The organism is Verrucosispora sp. WMMD703 (genome assembly GCF_049178935.1).
Taxonomy (GTDB): Bacteria; Actinomycetota; Actinomycetes; order Mycobacteriales; family Micromonosporaceae; genus Micromonospora; species Micromonospora sediminimaris.
Window position 1 is genome coordinate 2414916 of sequence record NZ_JBMHMM010000004.1, and the last position, 16613, is coordinate 2431528.

At 73.3% G+C, this 16613-nt stretch carries 17 protein-coding genes; 8 read left to right on the top strand and 9 right to left on the bottom strand.

From position 1 onward, the window contains the following. Positions 1-112: 112 nt before the first annotated feature. Positions 113-2239, bottom strand: a complete 2127-nt coding sequence (locus ACN26Z_RS11590) for an ATP-binding SpoIIE family protein phosphatase (protein ID WP_093404632.1) — start codon at positions 2237-2239, stop codon at positions 113-115. Positions 2240-2427: 188 nt separating this feature from the next. Here ACN26Z_RS11590 and ACN26Z_RS11595 point away from each other — a divergent pair, with 188 nt between their 5' ends. Then, the gene (locus ACN26Z_RS11595; RefSeq protein WP_093404629.1) at positions 2428-3288 is read left to right on the top strand and encodes a mechanosensitive ion channel family protein; all 861 of its coding nucleotides are present in this window, start codon (positions 2428-2430) and stop codon (positions 3286-3288) included. 69 nt (positions 3289-3357) lie between these two features. Here the strand turns inward: ACN26Z_RS11595 and ACN26Z_RS11600 are convergent, their stop codons facing one another. Next, positions 3358-3732, bottom strand: a complete 375-nt coding sequence (locus ACN26Z_RS11600) for a DUF6401 family natural product biosynthesis protein (protein ID WP_093404627.1) — start codon at positions 3730-3732, stop codon at positions 3358-3360. Between the two features lie 159 nt (positions 3733-3891). Here ACN26Z_RS11600 and ACN26Z_RS11605 point away from each other — a divergent pair, with 159 nt between their 5' ends. Beyond that, positions 3892-4338, top strand: a complete 447-nt coding sequence (locus tag ACN26Z_RS11605) for a hypothetical protein (protein ID WP_093404852.1) — start codon at positions 3892-3894, stop codon at positions 4336-4338. A gap of 50 nt (positions 4339-4388) precedes the next feature. Here the strand turns inward: ACN26Z_RS11605 and ACN26Z_RS11610 are convergent, their stop codons facing one another. From ACN26Z_RS11610 to ACN26Z_RS11630, 5 genes are all read right to left on the bottom strand, one after another. Next, positions 4389-4601 (bottom strand): hypothetical protein, encoded by a 213-nt coding sequence (locus ACN26Z_RS11610; protein WP_093404625.1) that lies wholly within the window; start codon positions 4599-4601, stop codon positions 4389-4391. A gap of 170 nt (positions 4602-4771) precedes the next feature. Next, the gene (locus ACN26Z_RS11615; protein WP_093404850.1) at positions 4772-5029 is read right to left on the bottom strand and encodes a hypothetical protein; all 258 of its coding nucleotides are present in this window, start codon (positions 5027-5029) and stop codon (positions 4772-4774) included. A 140-nt stretch (positions 5030-5169) separates the two neighbouring features. Beyond that, entirely contained in the window at positions 5170-5631 is a 462-nt protein-coding gene (locus ACN26Z_RS11620; RefSeq protein WP_093404847.1) for an SRPBCC family protein, read from the bottom strand. 48 nt (positions 5632-5679) lie between these two features. Further along, the gene (locus tag ACN26Z_RS11625; RefSeq protein WP_093404622.1) at positions 5680-6096 is read right to left on the bottom strand and encodes a DUF2795 domain-containing protein; all 417 of its coding nucleotides are present in this window, start codon (positions 6094-6096) and stop codon (positions 5680-5682) included. 45 nt (positions 6097-6141) lie between these two features. Further along, entirely contained in the window at positions 6142-7119 is a 978-nt protein-coding gene (locus tag ACN26Z_RS11630; RefSeq protein ID WP_093404620.1) for a YihY/virulence factor BrkB family protein, read from the bottom strand. 140 nt (positions 7120-7259) lie between these two features. Here ACN26Z_RS11630 and ACN26Z_RS11635 point away from each other — a divergent pair, with 140 nt between their 5' ends. Continuing rightward, the gene (locus ACN26Z_RS11635; RefSeq protein WP_093404617.1) at positions 7260-7661 is read left to right on the top strand and encodes a ChaB family protein; all 402 of its coding nucleotides are present in this window, start codon (positions 7260-7262) and stop codon (positions 7659-7661) included. 117 nt (positions 7662-7778) lie between these two features. Here ACN26Z_RS11635 and ACN26Z_RS11640 read toward each other — a convergent pair whose 3' ends face one another. Then, a complete protein-coding gene (locus tag ACN26Z_RS11640; RefSeq protein WP_093404845.1) occupies positions 7779-9212 on the bottom strand; it encodes an aldehyde dehydrogenase family protein in 1434 nt (477 codons plus the stop codon). 69 nt (positions 9213-9281) lie between these two features. Here ACN26Z_RS11640 and ACN26Z_RS11645 point away from each other — a divergent pair, with 69 nt between their 5' ends. Then, complete coding sequence (locus tag ACN26Z_RS11645) at positions 9282-10895, top strand: phytoene desaturase family protein (RefSeq protein WP_396886615.1); 1614 nt, start codon at positions 9282-9284, stop codon at positions 10893-10895. 16 nt (positions 10896-10911) lie between these two features. On the opposite strand, the gene ACN26Z_RS11650 is transcribed toward ACN26Z_RS11645, so the two are convergent. Continuing rightward, positions 10912-11679: a polyprenol monophosphomannose synthase gene (locus tag ACN26Z_RS11650; RefSeq protein WP_093404612.1), complete on the bottom strand. Its 768-nt coding sequence runs from the start codon at positions 11677-11679 to the stop codon at positions 10912-10914. Between the two features lie 378 nt (positions 11680-12057). Between ACN26Z_RS11650 and ACN26Z_RS11655 the strand changes: the two genes are divergently transcribed. Genes ACN26Z_RS11655 through ACN26Z_RS11670 form a run of 4 tightly spaced genes read left to right on the top strand, consistent with a single transcriptional unit; the run spans position 12058 to position 16611 of the window. Further along, positions 12058-13782 carry an HAD-IIIA family hydrolase gene (locus ACN26Z_RS11655; protein WP_396886683.1) on the top strand — a complete coding sequence of 575 codons (1725 nt, stop codon included), beginning with the start codon at positions 12058-12060 and terminating at the stop codon, positions 13780-13782. Continuing rightward, positions 13779-14750, top strand: a complete 972-nt coding sequence (locus ACN26Z_RS11660; RefSeq protein ID WP_396886616.1) for a glycosyltransferase — start codon at positions 13779-13781, stop codon at positions 14748-14750. The genes ACN26Z_RS11655 and ACN26Z_RS11660 overlap by 4 nt, the downstream gene beginning before the upstream one ends. Continuing rightward, positions 14741-15958, top strand: a complete 1218-nt coding sequence (locus tag ACN26Z_RS11665) for a glycosyltransferase (RefSeq protein WP_093404604.1) — start codon at positions 14741-14743, stop codon at positions 15956-15958. The genes ACN26Z_RS11660 and ACN26Z_RS11665 overlap by 10 nt, the downstream gene beginning before the upstream one ends. After that, entirely contained in the window at positions 15958-16611 is a 654-nt protein-coding gene (locus ACN26Z_RS11670; RefSeq protein ID WP_093404602.1) for a D-sedoheptulose-7-phosphate isomerase, read from the top strand. Before ACN26Z_RS11665 ends, ACN26Z_RS11670 begins: the two co-directional genes overlap by 1 nt. Positions 16612-16613: the final 2 nt, after the last annotated feature.

The following is a 16613-nucleotide window of genomic DNA, read 5'->3' on the forward strand; positions in this document are numbered from 1 at the left end:
CGTCCGCAGCAGGCGGACAGGTGGCGCACTACGTGCCCCGGCGGAGGTTGCGGTAATCCGGGAGAATTTCCGGTACCGGTGCCAGCCGTACCCCGGATCGTCGGCCGGCTGCTCAGGCGGATGGGAGCAGGATCTCGAACCAGACCGTCGAGCCACGCACGGTGGGGTCGGTGCCCCAGGCGTCGCTCAACTCCTCGATCAGGCCCAACCCGCGTCCCCGGCTGCTCAGCGTCTCCGTGCGGGCCCGGGTCACCGTGCCCCGGGAGCCCGAGTCGGCCACCGACACGAGCAGGCGCTCCGGGCTGAGATCGACCTCCACCCGGGCCGCCGTGCCCGCGTGCAGCAACGCGTTGGTGGTCAGCTCGCTGGTGCACAGCACCGCCGCGCCGATCACCGACTCCGCGACCTCCCACTCGGTGAGCTGGGCGGTCATCCAGTGCCGTACCCGGCTCGGCGCGGTCGGCTCGGCGGGTACCTCCATCCGCGCCGACCGGCTCGGCCGCACCGCGTACTCGACGGCGAGCACCGCCACGTCGTCCTCGGTCGCGCCGGGCACGGCCGCGGAGGCCACCGCGCACAACGATCTCGGGTCGCCGCTCGGCGCCCCGGCCACCGACTCCGCCAGTCGCTCCAGGCCGTCCGACAACCCGTGCCGGCGTCGTTCCACCACGCCGTCGCTGAACAGCAGCAGCGTGTCGCCGGGCGAGAACGCGACGGTACGCGTCGCCGCCCGGTAGCCGATCCCCAACGGGGCACCGGAGGGCACGTCGACGTACTCGGCCGTCGGCTCACCCGTCGGCCCACAGCGACGCACCAGCGGCGCCGGATGACCGGCGCTGGCCAGGGTCAGTTCCTCCCGGCCGACGTCGATGACGCCGAACGCCACGGTGACGAACAACTCGTACGTGCCGGCCTCGGTGCCGAGGCTGCCTACCAGCCGATCGAGCCCGGCGAGCACCTGATCCGGGCGGGGGTCGTTGAGCGCCAGCGCGCGGAGTGCGGCGCGTACCTGGCCCATCCGGGCGGCGGCCTGCACGTCGTGGCCGGCCACGTCGCCGAGGACCACACCCAGGTCGCCGGTGGGCAGCACGAACGCGTCGTAGAAGTCCCCGCCCGCGGCGTTGCCGTCGACTCCCGGGTCGTACCGCGCGGCGATCCGCAGGCGGGGCAGGACCGGCAGGTTCTCCGGCAGCATGCTGCGTTGCAGCAGTTGGGCGGTGCCGTGCTGGGTCTCGAAGCGGCGTGCCCGCTCGGTGGCCTGCCCGATCAGCTCGGCCGAGGCTGCCAGCAGTGCCCGCTCCGCCGCCGACCACGGATGCGCCGAGCGGTAGCCGACCGTCAGCGCTCCCCGCACCACGGACGCCCGCAGCGGTACCGCCGCCAGGGCCCGGATCTTCTGGTCGTGCCGGTCCGCCGCGATCTCGTACAGCGGCTGGCCGTCGTCGATGAAGCTGGCCTGACCCGTGCGGGCACTGACCACCGCCGGCGCCGACCAGCCGGCCGGGCCGCGCCGCCACAGCGGGGGAAGGCGTTCGTCCGCCTCGTCGACCAACTCGCCACGGACCCGCCGGACCATCCGCCACCCGGCGCCGCCGCCCCCGTCGTCCACCGCGAAGGAGACCCGGTCGGCGTCGAACGAGGTGATCGCGTAGCGCAACGCGACCCGGGCCACGTCGTCCAGGGTGAGCGTGCCGGCGAGCGCCGCGGCGAAATCGCTGAGGCCCTGCAACTGGCGGGTGGCCGGGCTGGTCTCGGCCACCACGGACAGCACGCCGACGACCCGGCCGTGGCTGTCCCGCACCGGCGAACAGGCGCGGGTGTAGACGGGCTGGTCGAGGGCGACTGCGGCGTGCAGCGGGAGCGGGATCTCCCGGTCCAGGACGGCTACTCCGGTGCGGTAGGTCTGCTCGACGACGTCACCGACACCGGGGCGCTGCCAGACCTCGGCGAAGACCTCGGTGGGGGGACGGCCCATGGCGTCCGGGTGCCGGTCGCCGATCAGATCGGCGTACGCGTCGTTGTACAGCAGCAGCAACTCCGCGCCGAGGTGCAGGGCCATCGGCGCCGGAGAGGCGAGCACCACCTCGACGGTCGCCCGGACGGCGGGATCCCACGACTCGTACGGGCCGAGCGCCGTGGCACCCCATCGGGGGTGGCCGACGACGGTCGCCGTGCCCGGCACCGCCGTGCCCGGCAGCGGGCCTGATGGCGTGGGTACTCGCCCGACCGTTCCTGGCATGAACGCAGCCTAGTCCGCCCGCTCGACCCGCGTTCCCGATCATCGGTCGGGCGCGCCGGCCTGGGACATCAGAGCAGGTCAGAGCCGTTCCGGTGCGGTCTGTCCAGAAAAAGGGGGCGACCGTAGCGGCGTGCTGGCCGGGGGAAGGGGTAAGCGCGCCGGGCAATCCATGCGACAGGAGGGACATCATGCCGGAAACCCTCGCGGCCAGGCAGGTCGACATCGGTGACGCCGTGGCCGACATGTGGAGGTCGGTGCTGCTGTTCGTGCCCCGGGCCATCGCGTTCATCGCGATTCTCGTGGTCGGATGGCTCATCGCCAGAGCCGTGCTCAAGATCGTGGACGCGGCCCTGGAACGGGTGGGGTTCGACCGGGCGGTCGAACGGGGCGGTATCAAGCGTGCGCTGGAGCGGACGCGGTACGACGCCAGTGACATCCTGGCGAGGCTCGCGTACTACGCGGTGCTGCTGTTCACCCTTCAGTTCGCCTTCGGCGTCTGGGGGCCGAACGCGATCAGCGACCTGATCGCGGGCGTGGTGGCGTGGCTGCCCCGGGCGTTCGTCGCGATCGTCATCGTGGTGGTGGCCGCCGCGATCGCCAACGCGGTCCGGGACATCGTCACCGGGGCGCTCGGCGGGCTGTCGTACGGCCGCTTCCTGGCGGACGTGACGGCGATCTTCATCATCGCCCTGGGTGTCATCGCGGCGCTCAACCAGGTGGGCATCGCCACCACCGTCACCCAGCCCGTGCTGATCGCGGTGCTCGCCACGGTGGCCGGCATCCTGATCATCGGCGTCGGTGGTGGTCTGGTGCGACCGATGCAGAACCGCTGGGAAGGCTGGCTCACCCGAGCGGCCGAGGAGTCACGGGCGATCCGGGAGCAGCGGCAGGGTGCCGAGGCCGGTCGTGGTGACATGCAGCGGCAGATGGCCGACCGGACTGGCGCCGGCCAGCCGGCGGCACGGGGATCGGAGTCCTCGATGGCCGGGGGACGGGGTACCTACCAGTCCGGCAACGCCGGCGACGAGACCCAGCAGTTCCGTCCGTGACGGTGGCTCGGTCGCACTGCCGGTCGCGCTGAGCCGGGTGTCCGCCGCACGGCGGGCGCCCGGCTCACCTCACAGCGGTGGCGGCTGCGGGGCCGGCGTGTCCAGCGCGGCCGTCAGCGCACAGACCGCGAGCAGGCGCAGCATCACCCAGTCCGCCTCCGCCCAGTCGACCGGGGCATCGGCCGGATGCCAGCCGTACTCCTCGGCGGCGACCCGCACACCGTCGGCGTAACCGGCGAGGGCCGCTGCGGTCAACGGTCGTCGGTCCCCGCGCAGGCTGTCACGCACCGCGGCGGCGTGCTGGTCGACGGCGGCGAGCAGCCCGGGCAGGGCTGAGGCGGCGGCGAGCCCGTCCAGCCCCACGGCGTTGGCGAGCGTGACCAGGCTGGACCGGGCCCAGTCGACGGCGGTGGGGGAGACGACCCGGTTCGACGGCACGCGCATGGGGAACGAATGTAGCCAACCCGCAGCGCCGCGACCTCGGCCGCTCGGACGGTCCCGGTGTCCACGGCGGTGGCCGGCAGGTGCCCGAGGGGATCGAGTCGGGCGCGGCGGACGGTGGGGAAGCGGACCCCGCGGCACGACCGGCACCAGGAGGTACGGATGGACACCACCGACGGTCCCGACGAGCAACACCGGCGTCCGGCCGGAGTGAGCGACGACACGGTGGCTGCCCTCGGCAAGCTCAGCGAGGCGCTGGAGTGCGTGGAACGCGCCCGGGGGCATCTCTACTCGCTGCACCAGCTCGTCGGGCACGCCGATCTGATGCTCGACGACGCGGTACGGATGTTCCGCGATGCCGGGCACCCCGGCATCGCCGACCGGATCGCCGACGAACTGGTGGGCCGCAACGTCATCGCCGGTAGGTGGACGTTCCAGATCGTCGAGGACTTCGACGACGGCTACCACGCGGTGTTCCGCGACCTGGACCGGTCGGCCCGCGACCAACTGGTCGGTGGCCGACGGCACCTCTACGAGGCGGAGATGAAGGAGCGCCGCCGCACGCCCGGGCGTCCGGGCCACGAGGCGCGCCCGGCCGGCGAACCATGAACCTCGGCCCGGCCGAGGCGCCCCCGCCCGGCCGGTGACGTCGGGGAGCCCTACTCGGAGGAAGGCGCGTCCGCCGGACGGCGCCGCGCGGCATCGTCGGCGATGATCACGGTCGCCACCATCAGCGCGACGCAGAGGCTGAACAGCCACGAGCTGTCGTCGACCAGCCTGGCGGAGACGGGTGCCTGCACTGCGGCGAGGAGAAAGCCGAGCCATGCCAGGCGGCGCTGACGCGTGGAGAGGAAGCCGGAGCCCTGATGCATTCCGAAAGTCTTGCGCGCGACGCGGCCATTGCCGTCAGCCGAACGGCCGATTCTGCCTGAGCTGTCCGAATTCTCCGGCCGTTCGGCCGAGGCGTCTCCGCTGCCGGTCGCGACGCTCCGGGTACGTCGCGGATCGTCGCCGCGGATCCGGAACGTACCCGGATTCGGTGTCAGAGGGTGTCCGGGCCGGTACGCCCGGTGGTGGAGGGGCGGTAGGCGCGGTCCGGGTCGGTGGGCTCACGGCCCGTGCCGGGCGCCTCGCCGCCCCGGTCGGCCGCCTCGGGGCCGTGCCCGAAGGCGGCTTCCTCCCCGGCGTCGTTGCCGGTCACGTCGTCGGCCTGCCCGTCGAGCGTGGACCGGGCGACGGCCCGGTCCAGTTCCTCCAGCGGCAGTCGTTCCTCGTCGCGCCATGCCCTGTCGTCGGTCATGCCATCGCGGTACCCCCGCCCCGTCGTCGCAAACGGCGCGTCCGACGCGGCGTGGTCGTCCGGCAGCCAGGGAAGCATCCGGTGCACACGTCGACGGCCGCCGGAGGTACCCGGCGGCCGTCGAAGGTCTAATGGCGGAATCAGGGCTGCGGACGTTCGACCTGCCCACGCCACGCACCGGTCTCCTGACCGCGCCGCTCGATGAACGTCTTGAACCGTTGCAGGTCACCCTTTGCCCGGCGGTCGACCACGCCGAGCTTGTCGCCGGCCTGTTCGATGACACCGTGCGGATCGAACTCCAACTGGAGGCTGACCCGGCTGCTGTTCTCGTCCAGCCGGTGGAAGGTGACCACCCCGGCATGCTGGGTGCCGCCGGTCGACCGCCACGCCACCCGCTCGTCGGGCAGCTGCTCGGTGATTTCAGCGTCGAACTCCCGCTTCACTCCGGCGATCTCGACGGTCCAGTGGGTCATCGTGTCGGAGAGCTGGCGGATCTCCTGCACGCCCTCCATGAACTGCGGAAACTCCTCGAACTGGGTCCACTGGTCGTACGCCGTCCGAACCGGGACGGCCACATCGACATGCTCCGTTACGCCACTCATCAGCATCCTTCCCTGCACTTGGTGAGGCTTGCGGACCGGTCGGTCCACCTACCAGCGCGTCGTCTCGTTGGTGTGGCCGAGCGCCGCCCACACCTCGGACACCGTCTGGTACCGGGTGCTCTCGGGCAGGCGTTCCAACGCGGCCAGTACGTCGTCGGGGGCCTCGTTCGCCCGTGCGTTGGCGAGCAGTGCGGCCCGGTCCCCGGGCAGCGCGGTCATCGTGATGAACCGCCCCAACCGGCTGCGGGCCTCGACGTCCTCGGAGGTCATGCCCTGGGGAGCGCCGCTGCGCAGGTCGCCGGCCGGTGCCGTGGTCGGCTCCGGCTGGTCCTCTCCCGCGGGCTCCGGGACGCGGAACTCGTCGACCCGCGAGCCGCCGGTCCCCGGCCCCTGCACGAGGCCGCTGACCTCCTGGCTCATCTGCTCGTCGACCCTCGGTGAGTGCTTGCTGCTGCCGCGATCCATGTCTTCTGCGCTACCCGAGGGGACGGGTGGTAAACCGGTAAGCGGTCACGCACCGGCCGGCGACCGTGGTGGCAACGCCGACTCCTCCGCGTCCTCCCGGCCCGACTGGAGCCGCCGTCCCCGCTGGAGTTCGGCGTTGATCTGTACGCCGAGCATCAGCGCGGAATTGGACAGGTAGAGCCAGACCAGGAACGCGATCACCGCCCCGAGGCTGCCGTACGTCGTGTCGTACGAGTTGAAGTTCGCCACGTACAACCCGAAGCCGAAGGAGCCGAGCGCCCAGGTGCTCAGGGCCACCGTTCCGCCCAGGGTGAGCCAGCGGAAACGTGGCTGACGCACGTTCGGCGCGACCCAGAACAGCAGGGACATCAACAGCATCGCGATCAACGCGAGCGCCGGCCACTTGGCCACCGCCCACGCGGTGCGGGCCGCGCCGCCGGCCCCCACCAGGTCACCGATCGCGTCGGCGACCGGGCCGCTGACGATCAGACCGGCGGCCACGATGGCGAGCAGCACCAGCGACAGGGCAGCCAGTCCGATCTGCAACGGGCGCAACTTCCACACCGGCCGCCCCTCGACGACGCCGTAGATGGCGTTCGAGGCCCGGGTGAACGAGGCGATGAAGTTCGAGGCCGACCAGAGCGCACCGAGCAGACCGAAGCTGAGCAACACCCCGGCGGAGCTGTTCTGGTCCACCACCTCGCGGACCACGCCGACGAAGCTCTCGTTCGCCACCACCGAGCCGGCGCCCACGTCGCGGGCCAGGTCGAGCACGGTGTCGACGGTGCGCTCCCCGTCGGAGACCAGACCGACCAGGGCCACCACCACGACGGTGGAGGGGAACAGCGCCAGCACCCCGTAGTAGGTGAGCGCGGCGGCCCAGTCCGTGCAGTTGTCCCGTAGGTAGTTGCGTCCGGCCCGGACCAGCACGCCACGCCAGGTCTGCCAGCGGAGCTGGCGGATCCCCGGTAGCCGTGGCACCGGCGGATCGGTCGACGGGGCGTCGGGGTTCGTCGTCGTCATGACCGCTCCCTGGGCACTGTGGGCACCGTGGCTGGTCCGGCCGGTACCCGGCCCGCTCCGGCGGCAAACGCCGCCGACGTTTGCCGCGACGTCGCCGGGGTACGCCAATCCGAATCGCTCGCACACGGAGGAGGTTCGAGATGCCCGGGCGCGAGGTACTGCCCAGCACGCTGCGGCGCTCCCCGGAGAAGGCCCAGCGTACCTGGGAGAAGACACACGATTCCGCGGTCGAGACCTACGGCGAGGGCGAGCGGGCGCACCGCACCGCGTTCGCCGCCGTCAAGCACGAGTTCGAGAAGGTCGGCGACCACTGGGAGCCGAAGGGCCGCAAGGGCCCCAGCGACCAGCAGGCCGCCGGCGGTGGCCCGACCCGGCGGGCGCCGACCGCCGGTGGGGTGGACGCGAACGCCTCCAAGGAACACCTCATGGGGGTGGCTCGCGAACTGGACGTGCCGGGACGGTCGAGCATGACCAAGCCGGAACTGGTCAAGGCCATTCAGAAGGCCAACGATCGCCAGACCCGCAAGGCCCGCGGCGGCTGAACCGACGTTCGCCGACCCGCGACGGCCGCGGCGGGCTGAGCCCGCCGTTCGTCGGCAGGGCCCGGCCGGCGTACGCGTCGGACCGGGCCCTGCGGCACGCCCGTCCGGTGCGCCGGTTCACCAGTGGCCGCCGCCGGGGGCCTGGATGTGTACCGCCTTGGTGGCGGTGAACTCGTCGAGCAGTTCCGGCCCGTAGCCGAAGCCCTGACCGCTGCCCCGGCGCGGGTGCGCGGCACCGGCCGGCGCGCCGCCGAAGACCGCGTTCACCTTCACGGTGCCCACCGGAAGCTCCCGCCAGGCCCGCTGGGCGTGGCTCATCGACCCGGTCAGCACGGTCGCCGCCAGCCCGTACGGTGAGTCGGCCGCGCACCGCAGCGCCTCGGAGAACGAGTCGACCACCACCACGGCGGCGACCGGGCCGAACGTCTCCTCCCGGATCAACGCCAGGTCGTGCCGGCAGCGGTCGACCACGGTGGCCGGATAGAAGGCGCCCGGCCCCTCCGGCAGGGTGCCGCCGATACGCAGCCGGGCGCCGTCGGCCACCGCCGCGATCACCTGCCCGTGGACCTGATCGCGATGGCGGCGGTCGACCAGTGGACCGAGCTGGGTGTCCGGATCCCGCCCCGGTCCGACGCGCAGTGCGGCGGCCCGCTCGACCAGCGCGGCCACGAAGTCCTCGGCCACGTCGCGGTGGGCGTAGATCCGTTCCACCGCGACGCAGATCTGGCCCGCGTTGGCGAAGGCGCCCAGGGCGGCCTCCCCGGCGGCCCAGTTCGGGTCGACGTCGGCGTCGACGATCAGTGGGTCGCTGCCCCCGTTCTCCAGCAGCACCTTGGCACCGGTGCTGGCCGCGGCTTCGGCGATCGCCCGGCCGGTGGCGCTGGACCCCACGTGGGCCACCATGTCCACCTCGGCGGCGGCCAACGCCGCGCCGGTCGTCGGACCCCCGCTGAGCAGCGACAGCACCCCCGCCGGCAGGGCGGTGTCGAAGGCGCGGGCCAGCAGCCACCCGGTCGCCGGGGTGCGCTCGCTGGGCTTGTGCAGCACCACGTTTCCGGTGACCAGAGCCGCGCCGAGCAGCCCGCACGACACGGCGACCGGGTCGTTCCACGGCGTGATGGCAGCCACCACGCCACGCGGCTGCGGCGTCATGAAATCGATCGCGGCGGGATCGCCGTGCAGGGTACGGCCGCCCCGGGCGGGCGCGAGTTCCGCGTACTGCCGCAGGGTGGCGATGCCCGCGTCGACGCCGCCCCGGGCGTCGGCGAGCGGCTTGCCCATCTCCGCGGTGGTCGCCTGCGCCAGCTCGTCGGCGACGTCGGCGACCGCGTCGGCGATCCGGTGCAGTGCCGCGGCCCGCTCCGACGGGGCCGTCGCCGCCCACTCGGACGCCACTCCGCGCGCCGCCGCCACCGCTTTGTCGACCTCGTCGGTCGTGGCGACCGGGGCGCTGGTCACCGGCCGGCCGTCGGCCGGATCGTGCACCGTCAACTCGCCGGCCTCCCCGCCGGCACCCCAGACCCCACCGATGAGCTGCGTGACCGTGTACATGGCGCGCTGCATGCCCGGGCCCGGCCCCGGCAAACGTTTCGCCGCAACGACTCGGGGTAGCGTCCTCGGATGATGTCGTCGGGTTCCCTCGGTGCCGAGCGGGCCGACGCTGTCGTCGTCGGTGCCGGACACAACGGCCTGGTCGCCGCCAACCTGTTGGCTGACGCGGGTTGGGACGTGCTGGTGCTGGAGGCCACCGGGGTGCCCGGTGGAGCGGTCCGCTCCGCCGAGGTGACCGCGCCCGGCTACCTGAGCGACCTTTTCAGCTCTTTCTACCCGCTCGGTTACGCCTCGCCGGTGCTGCGCGGGCTCGACCTGACCCGGTACGGGCTCGCCTGGCGGCACGCCCCCGACGTGCTGGCCCACCTGTTTCCCGACGACCGGGCCGCCGTGCTCAACCGCGACCCCGGCGTCACGGCGGCGTCACTGGAGACCTTCGCTCCCGGTGACGGCGAGCGTTGGCTGAGCGCGTACGAGCAGTGGCAGCAGGTCGCCGACCCGATGATCGAGCTGATCACCACTCCGTTCCCGCCGGTACGCGGCGGCCTCGACCTGCTGCGCCGGCTGCGGATCAGCGGCTCGCTGCGGCTGGCCCGGCGCCTGGTGCTGCCGGCGAGCCGGCTCGGTGCGGAACTCTTCAGCGGTGCCGGCGGGCCGGCACTGCTGGCCGGTTGCGCCCTGCACACCGACCTGTCCACCGAGGAGGCCGGCTCCGGCGTCTACGGCTGGCTGCTCGCCATGCTCGGCCAGCAGGTCGGCTGGCCGGTCCCGGAAGGCGGCGCGCAGAAGATCACCGACGCGCTTGTGGCCCGGTTGACCGAGCGAGGTGGCCGGATCCTCTACGGTGCCCGGGTGGACCGGATCCTGGTCGCCCGGGGTCGGGCGATGGGCGTACGCACCGTCGGCGGCACCAACTGGCGGGCCCGTCGGGCGGTGCTCGCCGACGTGCCCGCGCCCGCGCTGTACCTGGATCTGGTCGGCCCAGCCGTGCTGCCCCCGCGGCTGGTGGCCGACCTGGAACACTTCCGCTGGGACGGGTCCACGCTGAAGGTGGACTGGGCGCTGTCCGCCTCGATGCCCTGGACGAACCGCCGCCTGTCCACCGTCGGCACCGTGCACCTGGGTGCGGATCTCAACGGGCTGACCGGCTATGCCGCGACGCTGGCCCGGGGCGAGCTGCCACCGGATCCGTTCCTGCTGGTGGGGCAGATGTCGGTGGCGGATCCGAGTCACTCGCCGCCGGGCACCGAGTCGCTCTGGTCGTACACCCACCTGCCGTTCCGTCGGCACTGGCGGGCCGACGACATCGTCGCGCACGTCGAGCGGATGGAGACGGTGCTGGAAGCCGCCGCCCCCGGCTTCCGCAGCCTGGTGGTGGGCCGGCACGTGGCCGGCCCGGCCGAGCTGGAGGAGGCCAACCCGAGCCTGGTCGGCGGCGCGCTGGGCGGCGGCACCGCCGCCCCGTACCAGCAACTGTTCCTGCGGCCGGTACCCGGACTCGGCCGCGCCGACACTCCGGTGGACCGGCTATTCCTGGCCAGTTCGTCGGCACACCCCGGCGGCGGGGTGCACGGCGCGCCCGGCGCGAACGCCGCCCGGGCCGCCCTGGCTCGCGACCGGGCGCTCACCGGTGGGTGGTACCAACGGGCGATCGCCACCGCGCACCGGGCCGTCTACGCGTGACCGCCGAACCGACAGGTCAGGGCTCGATGTTGCGGTGCCGGGTACGGAGCTTGAACGGCATCAGCGCGCTTTCGATCTTGGTGGCGGTGGTCATCTTCGAGGCGCCGTCGCGTCGCTCCTCGAACCGGATCGGCACCTCCAGGATGGTGTGCCCCAGCTTGGTGGCCAGGTAGTGCATCTCGACCTGGAAGCTGTAGCCGTTGGACTGCACCCGCTCCAGCCCGATGTCGCGCAGCGCGTCGGCCCGCCAGATCTTGAAACCGGCGGTGAGGTCGCGGATCCGTACCCGCAGCAGCGTGTGCACGTACAGGTTCGCCCAGCCACTGAGTGCCCGCCGGTACAGCGGCCAGTTCTCGTCCAGCTCGCCGCCGGGCACGTAACGTGACCCGATGACCACACCGGCCTGAGTGGACAGCAGCGCGCCGAGCATCCCCGGCAACGCCTCCGGCGGGTGGGACAGGTCGGCGTCCATCTGGGCCACGTACTCGGCGCCGCCGTCGAGGGCCCGGCCGATCCCGTCCACGTACGCCCGGCCCAGACCCTCCTTGCCCGGCCGGTGCACGACCTGCACGCGTTCCGGATGCTCTATGGCGAGCTTGTCCGCGACCTCACCGGTGCCGTCGGGGGAGTTGTCGTCGGCGACCAGCACCTTCAGGCCGGGCAGTGGCAGCGTGAGGAGACGCTCGACCAGCACCGGCAGGTTGCCGGCCTCGTTGTAGGTCGGGACCACGACGGTCAGGCGCACGTCCCGCCACGGCGAGGGCAACTGGACGGGTTCGATCATGGGGGACATCCTCGGTCTGCGGACAGGGTCACCCGTGAGCGTAGCCACTTGTCCCTTCCGGGGTGAAATGGCTCCCCGACGCCGTGCCCCGCGATCAGTCCGGTTCCTTCTGCCGGCGGGCGATGTCGGAGAGCCGGTCCAGGGCTCTCCACCACCGCCACCGCCCCCCGGTATCCCGCCCGTGGCCTCGGCTAACGAGGCGGCCGGGTTAGCTTCTCGGGGACCGCGGGTAAGGCCAACCGCGGGCGGCCGTGCGGGTGCCGCCGGTGCGCGGTGTCCTCGGCCGCGTCGCGGGTGACGTTTACTCATCGGGGCGCAGGGAACCCGCCGCCCGTGCGAAAGGACCATGGGGAGCCGGATCAGCGCAGGTCAGCAGGGTTGCTGGCCGAAGCCGGCCGGACCGTGTCCCGCCCGGTCCTGTTCGACGCGGTCCTGCTGGACCGCGACGGCACCCTGGTCGAGGACGTGCCGTACAACTCGGATCCGGACAAGGTGCGCCCGATGCCGGGCGCCCGCGCGGCGTTGGACCGGCTGCGGGCGGCCGGACTGAAGCTCGCCGTGGTGACGAACCAGTCCGGGTTGGCTCGGGGGCTGTTCACCGAGGGCGAGTTGCACCGGGTGCACCGCCGGATCGAGGCCCTGCTCGGCCCGTTCGACTCCTGGCACGTGTGTCCCCATGACGACGGGGACGGCTGCGCGTGTCGCAAGCCGAGACCGGGCCTGGTGCACGCCGCGGCCCGAGCGTTGGGCACCGTACCTGCCCGCTGCGCCCTGATCGGTGACATCGGCCGCGACGTGACGGCGGCCCTGGCCGCCGGTGCGGCCGGCATCCTGGTCCCGACGCCGGTGACCCGCACCGAGGAAGTGGCGGCGGCCCCGTGGGTGGCCGCCGACCTGGCCACGGCCGTTACCGAGATCCTTCGACGCCAGGCGGCACTGAGCCCGGCGGAGCCGACGTCGGGCCCGCAGCACCGGTCCGGTGCCACAGGTGTCCGGCGAGCCGGCGCGGGACGCCCCGGTGGCGGTCGCACCGTGCTGGTGGTGCGGTCGGACTCGGCGGGGGACGTGCTGGTGACCGGACCGGGCATCCGGGCGGTCGCCGCCGGAGCCGAGCGGGTGGTGCTGCTCTGCGGGCCCCGGGGGCGGGCCGCCGCCGACCTGCTGCCCGGCGTCGACGAGGTGATCGAGCACCGGTTGCCCTGGATCGACCCGGCTCCCGCGCCGGTGGATCCGCAGGAGATGGCCACCCTGGTCAGCCGGATGGCGGCGGTCGCCGCCGACGAGGCGGTCATCTTCACCTCGTTCCATCAGTCGCCGTTGCCCTTGGCGCTGCTGTTGCGGATGGCCGGGGTCGCCCGGATCGCGGCGATCAGCGACGACTACCCGGGCAGCCTGCTGGACGTGCGGCATCGGGTGCCGGTCGGCGTGCCGGAGGCCGAGCGGGCCCTCTCCCTGGCCGCCGCCGCCGGTTACCTGCTCGGCGAGGGCGACGAACCGCACCTGCGACTGCGACCGGTCCCGCCGCGACCAGAGGCCGGCGAACCGGGTTACGTGGTGCTGCATCCCGGGTCGGCGGCGCCGGCCCGGGGCTGCCCGCCCGAGTTGGCCGAACGGATCGCCGACGCGCTGAGCGCCGCCGGGTACCGGGTGGTGGTCACCGGCGGTCCACCCGAGCGGGACCTCACCGCGCGGGTTGCCGGACGGCACGGTCGGGACCTCGGTGGCCGCACCGGCCTGGCCGAGTTGGCCGGGATCGTGGCCGGGGCCGGCGCGGTGGTGGTCGGCAACACCGGACCGGCGCACCTGGCGGCCGCGTACGGCGTGCCGGTGGTCAGCCTCTTCGCCCCCACCGTCCCCTTCGGACAGTGGGGGCCGTGGCGGGTGCCGACGGTACGCCTCGGTGACGCCACCGCCGCCTGCCGCGACACCCGGGCCGCACGGTGTCCGGTACCCGGGCATCCCTGCCTCAGCGACATCGAACCGGGTGCCGTGCTCGACGCGCTGCGCCTGCTCGGTGTGGCGCCGGACCGGGTGTCCGCCGGACCGGCCGGGCCCCGGGCGGCGCCCGAGGTAGCCACCGTCGGCGGTGGGGGCGGCCGATGAACATCCTGCTCTGGCACGTGCACGGTTCCTGGACCACCTCGTTCGTGCACGGCAAGCACCGCTACCTGATCCCGGCCACCCCGGACCGGGGACCGTACGGGCTGGGCCGCGCCCGGACGTACACCTGGCCGGAGAGCGCCGCCGAGGTGAGCCCGGAGCAACTGCGCACCGCGGACGTCGACGTGGTGATCCTGCAACGCCCCGAGGAGATCGACCTGGCCGAGCAGTGGCTCGGTCGCCGGCCCGGCCGGGACCTGCCGGCCGTCTACGTGGAGCACAACACTCCGAAGGACGGCCAGGTCCCCAACAGCCGCCACCCGATGGCCGACCGGGACGACCTGCTCGTCGCCCACGTGACCGCGTTCAACGAGCTGTTCTGGGACACCGGCACCACCCGCACCACGGTCGTCGACCACGGCATCGTGGCGCCGACGGCGGCCTGGACCGGCGAACTGGACCGGCTGGCCGTCGTGATCAATGAGCCGGTACGCCGCTGGCGGGTGACCGGCACCGACCTGCTGCCCCGGTTCGCCGAGATCGCCCCGCTGGACGTCTTCGGCATGAAGGTCGCCGGGCTGGCCGAGCACCTCGGTCTGCCGGCCGACCGGTTGACCAGCCACGACGACGTGCCGCAGCACCGGATGCACGCCGAGTTGGCGCGCCGCCGGGCGTACCTGCACCTGTGCCGGTGGACGTCGCTGGGGCTGAGCCTGATCGAGGCGATGACGATGGGCATGCCGGTGGTGGCGCTGGCCACCACCGAGGCGGCGATGGCGGTGCCAACGGGTGCCAACGCCCTCTCCACCCGGGTCGACACCCTGCTGGCGGCCGCCGGCCGCTTCGTCGCCGAACCACAGCGGGCGCGCGAGGCCGGCGCCGAGGCCCGTGCCGCCGCTCGTGAACGTTACGGCCTCGACCGTTTCCTCACCGACTGGGACCGGCTGCTGGAGGAGGAAGTATGCGGATAGCGATGATCTCGGAGCACGCCAGCCCGCTCGCCATCCTGGGCGGCGAGGACGCCGGTGGCCAGAACACGCACGTCGCGGAACTCTCCGCCGCGCTCGCCGCCGCCGGGCACGACGTGCGGGTCTACACCCGCCGCGACGCGGTGGACCTACCGGTGACCGTACGCAGTCCGGACGGCTACGACGTGGTGCACGTGCCGGCCGGACCGGCCGAGCCGGTGGCGAAGGACGCCCTGCTGCCGCACATGCGCCCGTTCGGCGCCTGGCTGATCGACAGGTGGCGGGGCGGGGACTGGGCCCCCGAGGTGATCCACGCGCACTTCTGGATGAGTGGGCTCGCCGCGCTGGAGGCCGGCCGGCAGACCGGGGTGCCGGTGGTGCAGACGTACCACGCGCTCGGCACGGTGAAGCGTCGCTACCAGGGGGTGCAGGACACCAGCCCGGCCCGGCGGATCGGCTACGAGCGCCAACTGGGCCGTTCGGTCGACCGGGTGATCGCGCAGTGCCGCGACGAGGTCGGTGAGCTGGTCCGGATGGGGGTGCCCCGGTCGGCGATGACCGTCGTCCCGTCCGGTGTCAACCTCGCCACCTTCGCCCCGCTGGGGCCGGCCGCCGAGCGAGAGCCCGGGCGGGCCCGGATCCTCACCGTGGGTCGGTTGGTGGAACGCAAGGGCTTCCAGACGGTGGTACGGGCGATGGCGCACGTGCCCGAGGCCGAGTGCGTGGTGGTCGGTGGGCCACCCGCCGGCCTGCTGGAGACCGACCCGTACGCCCGGCGGCTGCGGGCCCTCGCCGGCAGTTGCGGCGTCGCCGACCGGGTCCGGCTGGTGGGTGCGGTGCCCCGGGAGGAGATGGGCCGCTGGTACCGATCGGCGGACATCCTGGTCGCCGCGCCCTGGTACGAGCCGTTCGGGCTGACCCCGCTGGAGGCGATGGCGTGCGGCGTGCCGGTGGTGGCCACCGCCGTCGGCGGCCTGCGGGACACGGTGGTCGACGGCGTCACCGGCGATCTGGTGCCGGCGCGGGATCCGCGGGCGCTGGGAGAGACGCTGCGGGCGCTGCTCGACGACCGGATCCGCCGGTTCGCGTACGCGGGCGCGGCCCGGGCCCGAGCCCGCCGGCACTACTCGTGGGCGGTCACCGCACAGCGCCTCGCCGAGGTCTACGACGAGGTGGCAGCGGTGCATCGACCGACCCGGGTGGTGGCCTGATGAGTCTGCTCGACGCGCACCTGGCCCACCTGACCGCGGCGCTGCCGCCGTTCCGGCGCTGCGAGCCGCTGCTCGACAGGTGGGGCGCGACGCTGGCCCGGCGGCTCACCGACGGCGGTCGGCTGCTCGTCGCCGGCAACGGTGGCAGCGCCGCCGAGGCGCAACACCTGACCGCCGAGCTGGTCGGCAAGCTCCGCGACGACCGTCAGCCGCTGTCCGCCATCGCGCTGCACGCCGAGACGTCGGCGTTGACCGCGATCGGCAACGACTACGGCTACGAGGAGGTGTTCGCCCGTCAGGTCCGCGCACACGGCCGACCTGACGACGTGCTGCTGTTGCTGTCCACCAGCGGCGGCAGCGGCAACCTGCTCGCCGCTGCCCGGGCCGGTCGGGAGGCGGGGCTGCGCTGCTGGGCGTTCACCGGGCCGGCGCCGAACCCGCTCGCCGAGGCGTGTCACGAGGTGCTCGCCGTGGACTCGCCGGACACCCAGGTGGTCCAGGAACTGCATCTGGTCTCCAGCCACCTGCTCTGCGAGTACGTCGAGCAGGCGATGGCGGATCAGCTGGCACCGACGGCGCCAGCGGCCGGCGCGGTGCGGGCCGGTGTCGAGGTGGTGCTGGACGGCGGCGCCGTCCGGCCGGTGCAGGCGTGAGG

What these genes read in the sequence shown, in the direction of transcription:
- ACN26Z_RS11590 (WP_093404632.1), bottom strand. Translation starts at nt 2,239, where the DNA reads ATGCCAGGAACGGTCGGGCGAGTACCCACGCCATCAGGCCCGCTGCCG.
- ACN26Z_RS11595 (WP_093404629.1), top strand. Translation starts at nt 2,428, where the DNA reads ATGCCGGAAACCCTCGCGGCCAGGCAGGTCGACATCGGTGACGCCGTG.
- ACN26Z_RS11600 (WP_093404627.1), bottom strand. Translation starts at nt 3,732, where the DNA reads ATGCGCGTGCCGTCGAACCGGGTCGTCTCCCCCACCGCCGTCGACTGG.
- ACN26Z_RS11605 (WP_093404852.1), top strand. Translation starts at nt 3,892, where the DNA reads ATGGACACCACCGACGGTCCCGACGAGCAACACCGGCGTCCGGCCGGA.
- ACN26Z_RS11610 (WP_093404625.1), bottom strand. Translation starts at nt 4,601, where the DNA reads ATGCATCAGGGCTCCGGCTTCCTCTCCACGCGTCAGCGCCGCCTGGCA.
- ACN26Z_RS11615 (WP_093404850.1), bottom strand. Translation starts at nt 5,029, where the DNA reads ATGACCGACGACAGGGCATGGCGCGACGAGGAACGACTGCCGCTGGAG.
- ACN26Z_RS11620 (WP_093404847.1), bottom strand. Translation starts at nt 5,631, where the DNA reads ATGAGTGGCGTAACGGAGCATGTCGATGTGGCCGTCCCGGTTCGGACG.
- ACN26Z_RS11625 (WP_093404622.1), bottom strand. Translation starts at nt 6,096, where the DNA reads ATGGATCGCGGCAGCAGCAAGCACTCACCGAGGGTCGACGAGCAGATG.
- ACN26Z_RS11630 (WP_093404620.1), bottom strand. Translation starts at nt 7,119, where the DNA reads ATGACGACGACGAACCCCGACGCCCCGTCGACCGATCCGCCGGTGCCA.
- ACN26Z_RS11635 (WP_093404617.1), top strand. Translation starts at nt 7,260, where the DNA reads ATGCCCGGGCGCGAGGTACTGCCCAGCACGCTGCGGCGCTCCCCGGAG.
- ACN26Z_RS11640 (WP_093404845.1), bottom strand. Translation starts at nt 9,212, where the DNA reads ATGTACACGGTCACGCAGCTCATCGGTGGGGTCTGGGGTGCCGGCGGG.
- ACN26Z_RS11645 (WP_396886615.1), top strand. Translation starts at nt 9,282, where the DNA reads ATGATGTCGTCGGGTTCCCTCGGTGCCGAGCGGGCCGACGCTGTCGTC.
- ACN26Z_RS11650 (WP_093404612.1), bottom strand. Translation starts at nt 11,679, where the DNA reads ATGATCGAACCCGTCCAGTTGCCCTCGCCGTGGCGGGACGTGCGCCTG.
- ACN26Z_RS11660 (WP_396886616.1), top strand. Translation starts at nt 13,779, where the DNA reads ATGAACATCCTGCTCTGGCACGTGCACGGTTCCTGGACCACCTCGTTC.
- ACN26Z_RS11665 (WP_093404604.1), top strand. Translation starts at nt 14,741, where the DNA reads ATGCGGATAGCGATGATCTCGGAGCACGCCAGCCCGCTCGCCATCCTG.
- ACN26Z_RS11670 (WP_093404602.1), top strand. Translation starts at nt 15,958, where the DNA reads ATGAGTCTGCTCGACGCGCACCTGGCCCACCTGACCGCGGCGCTGCCG.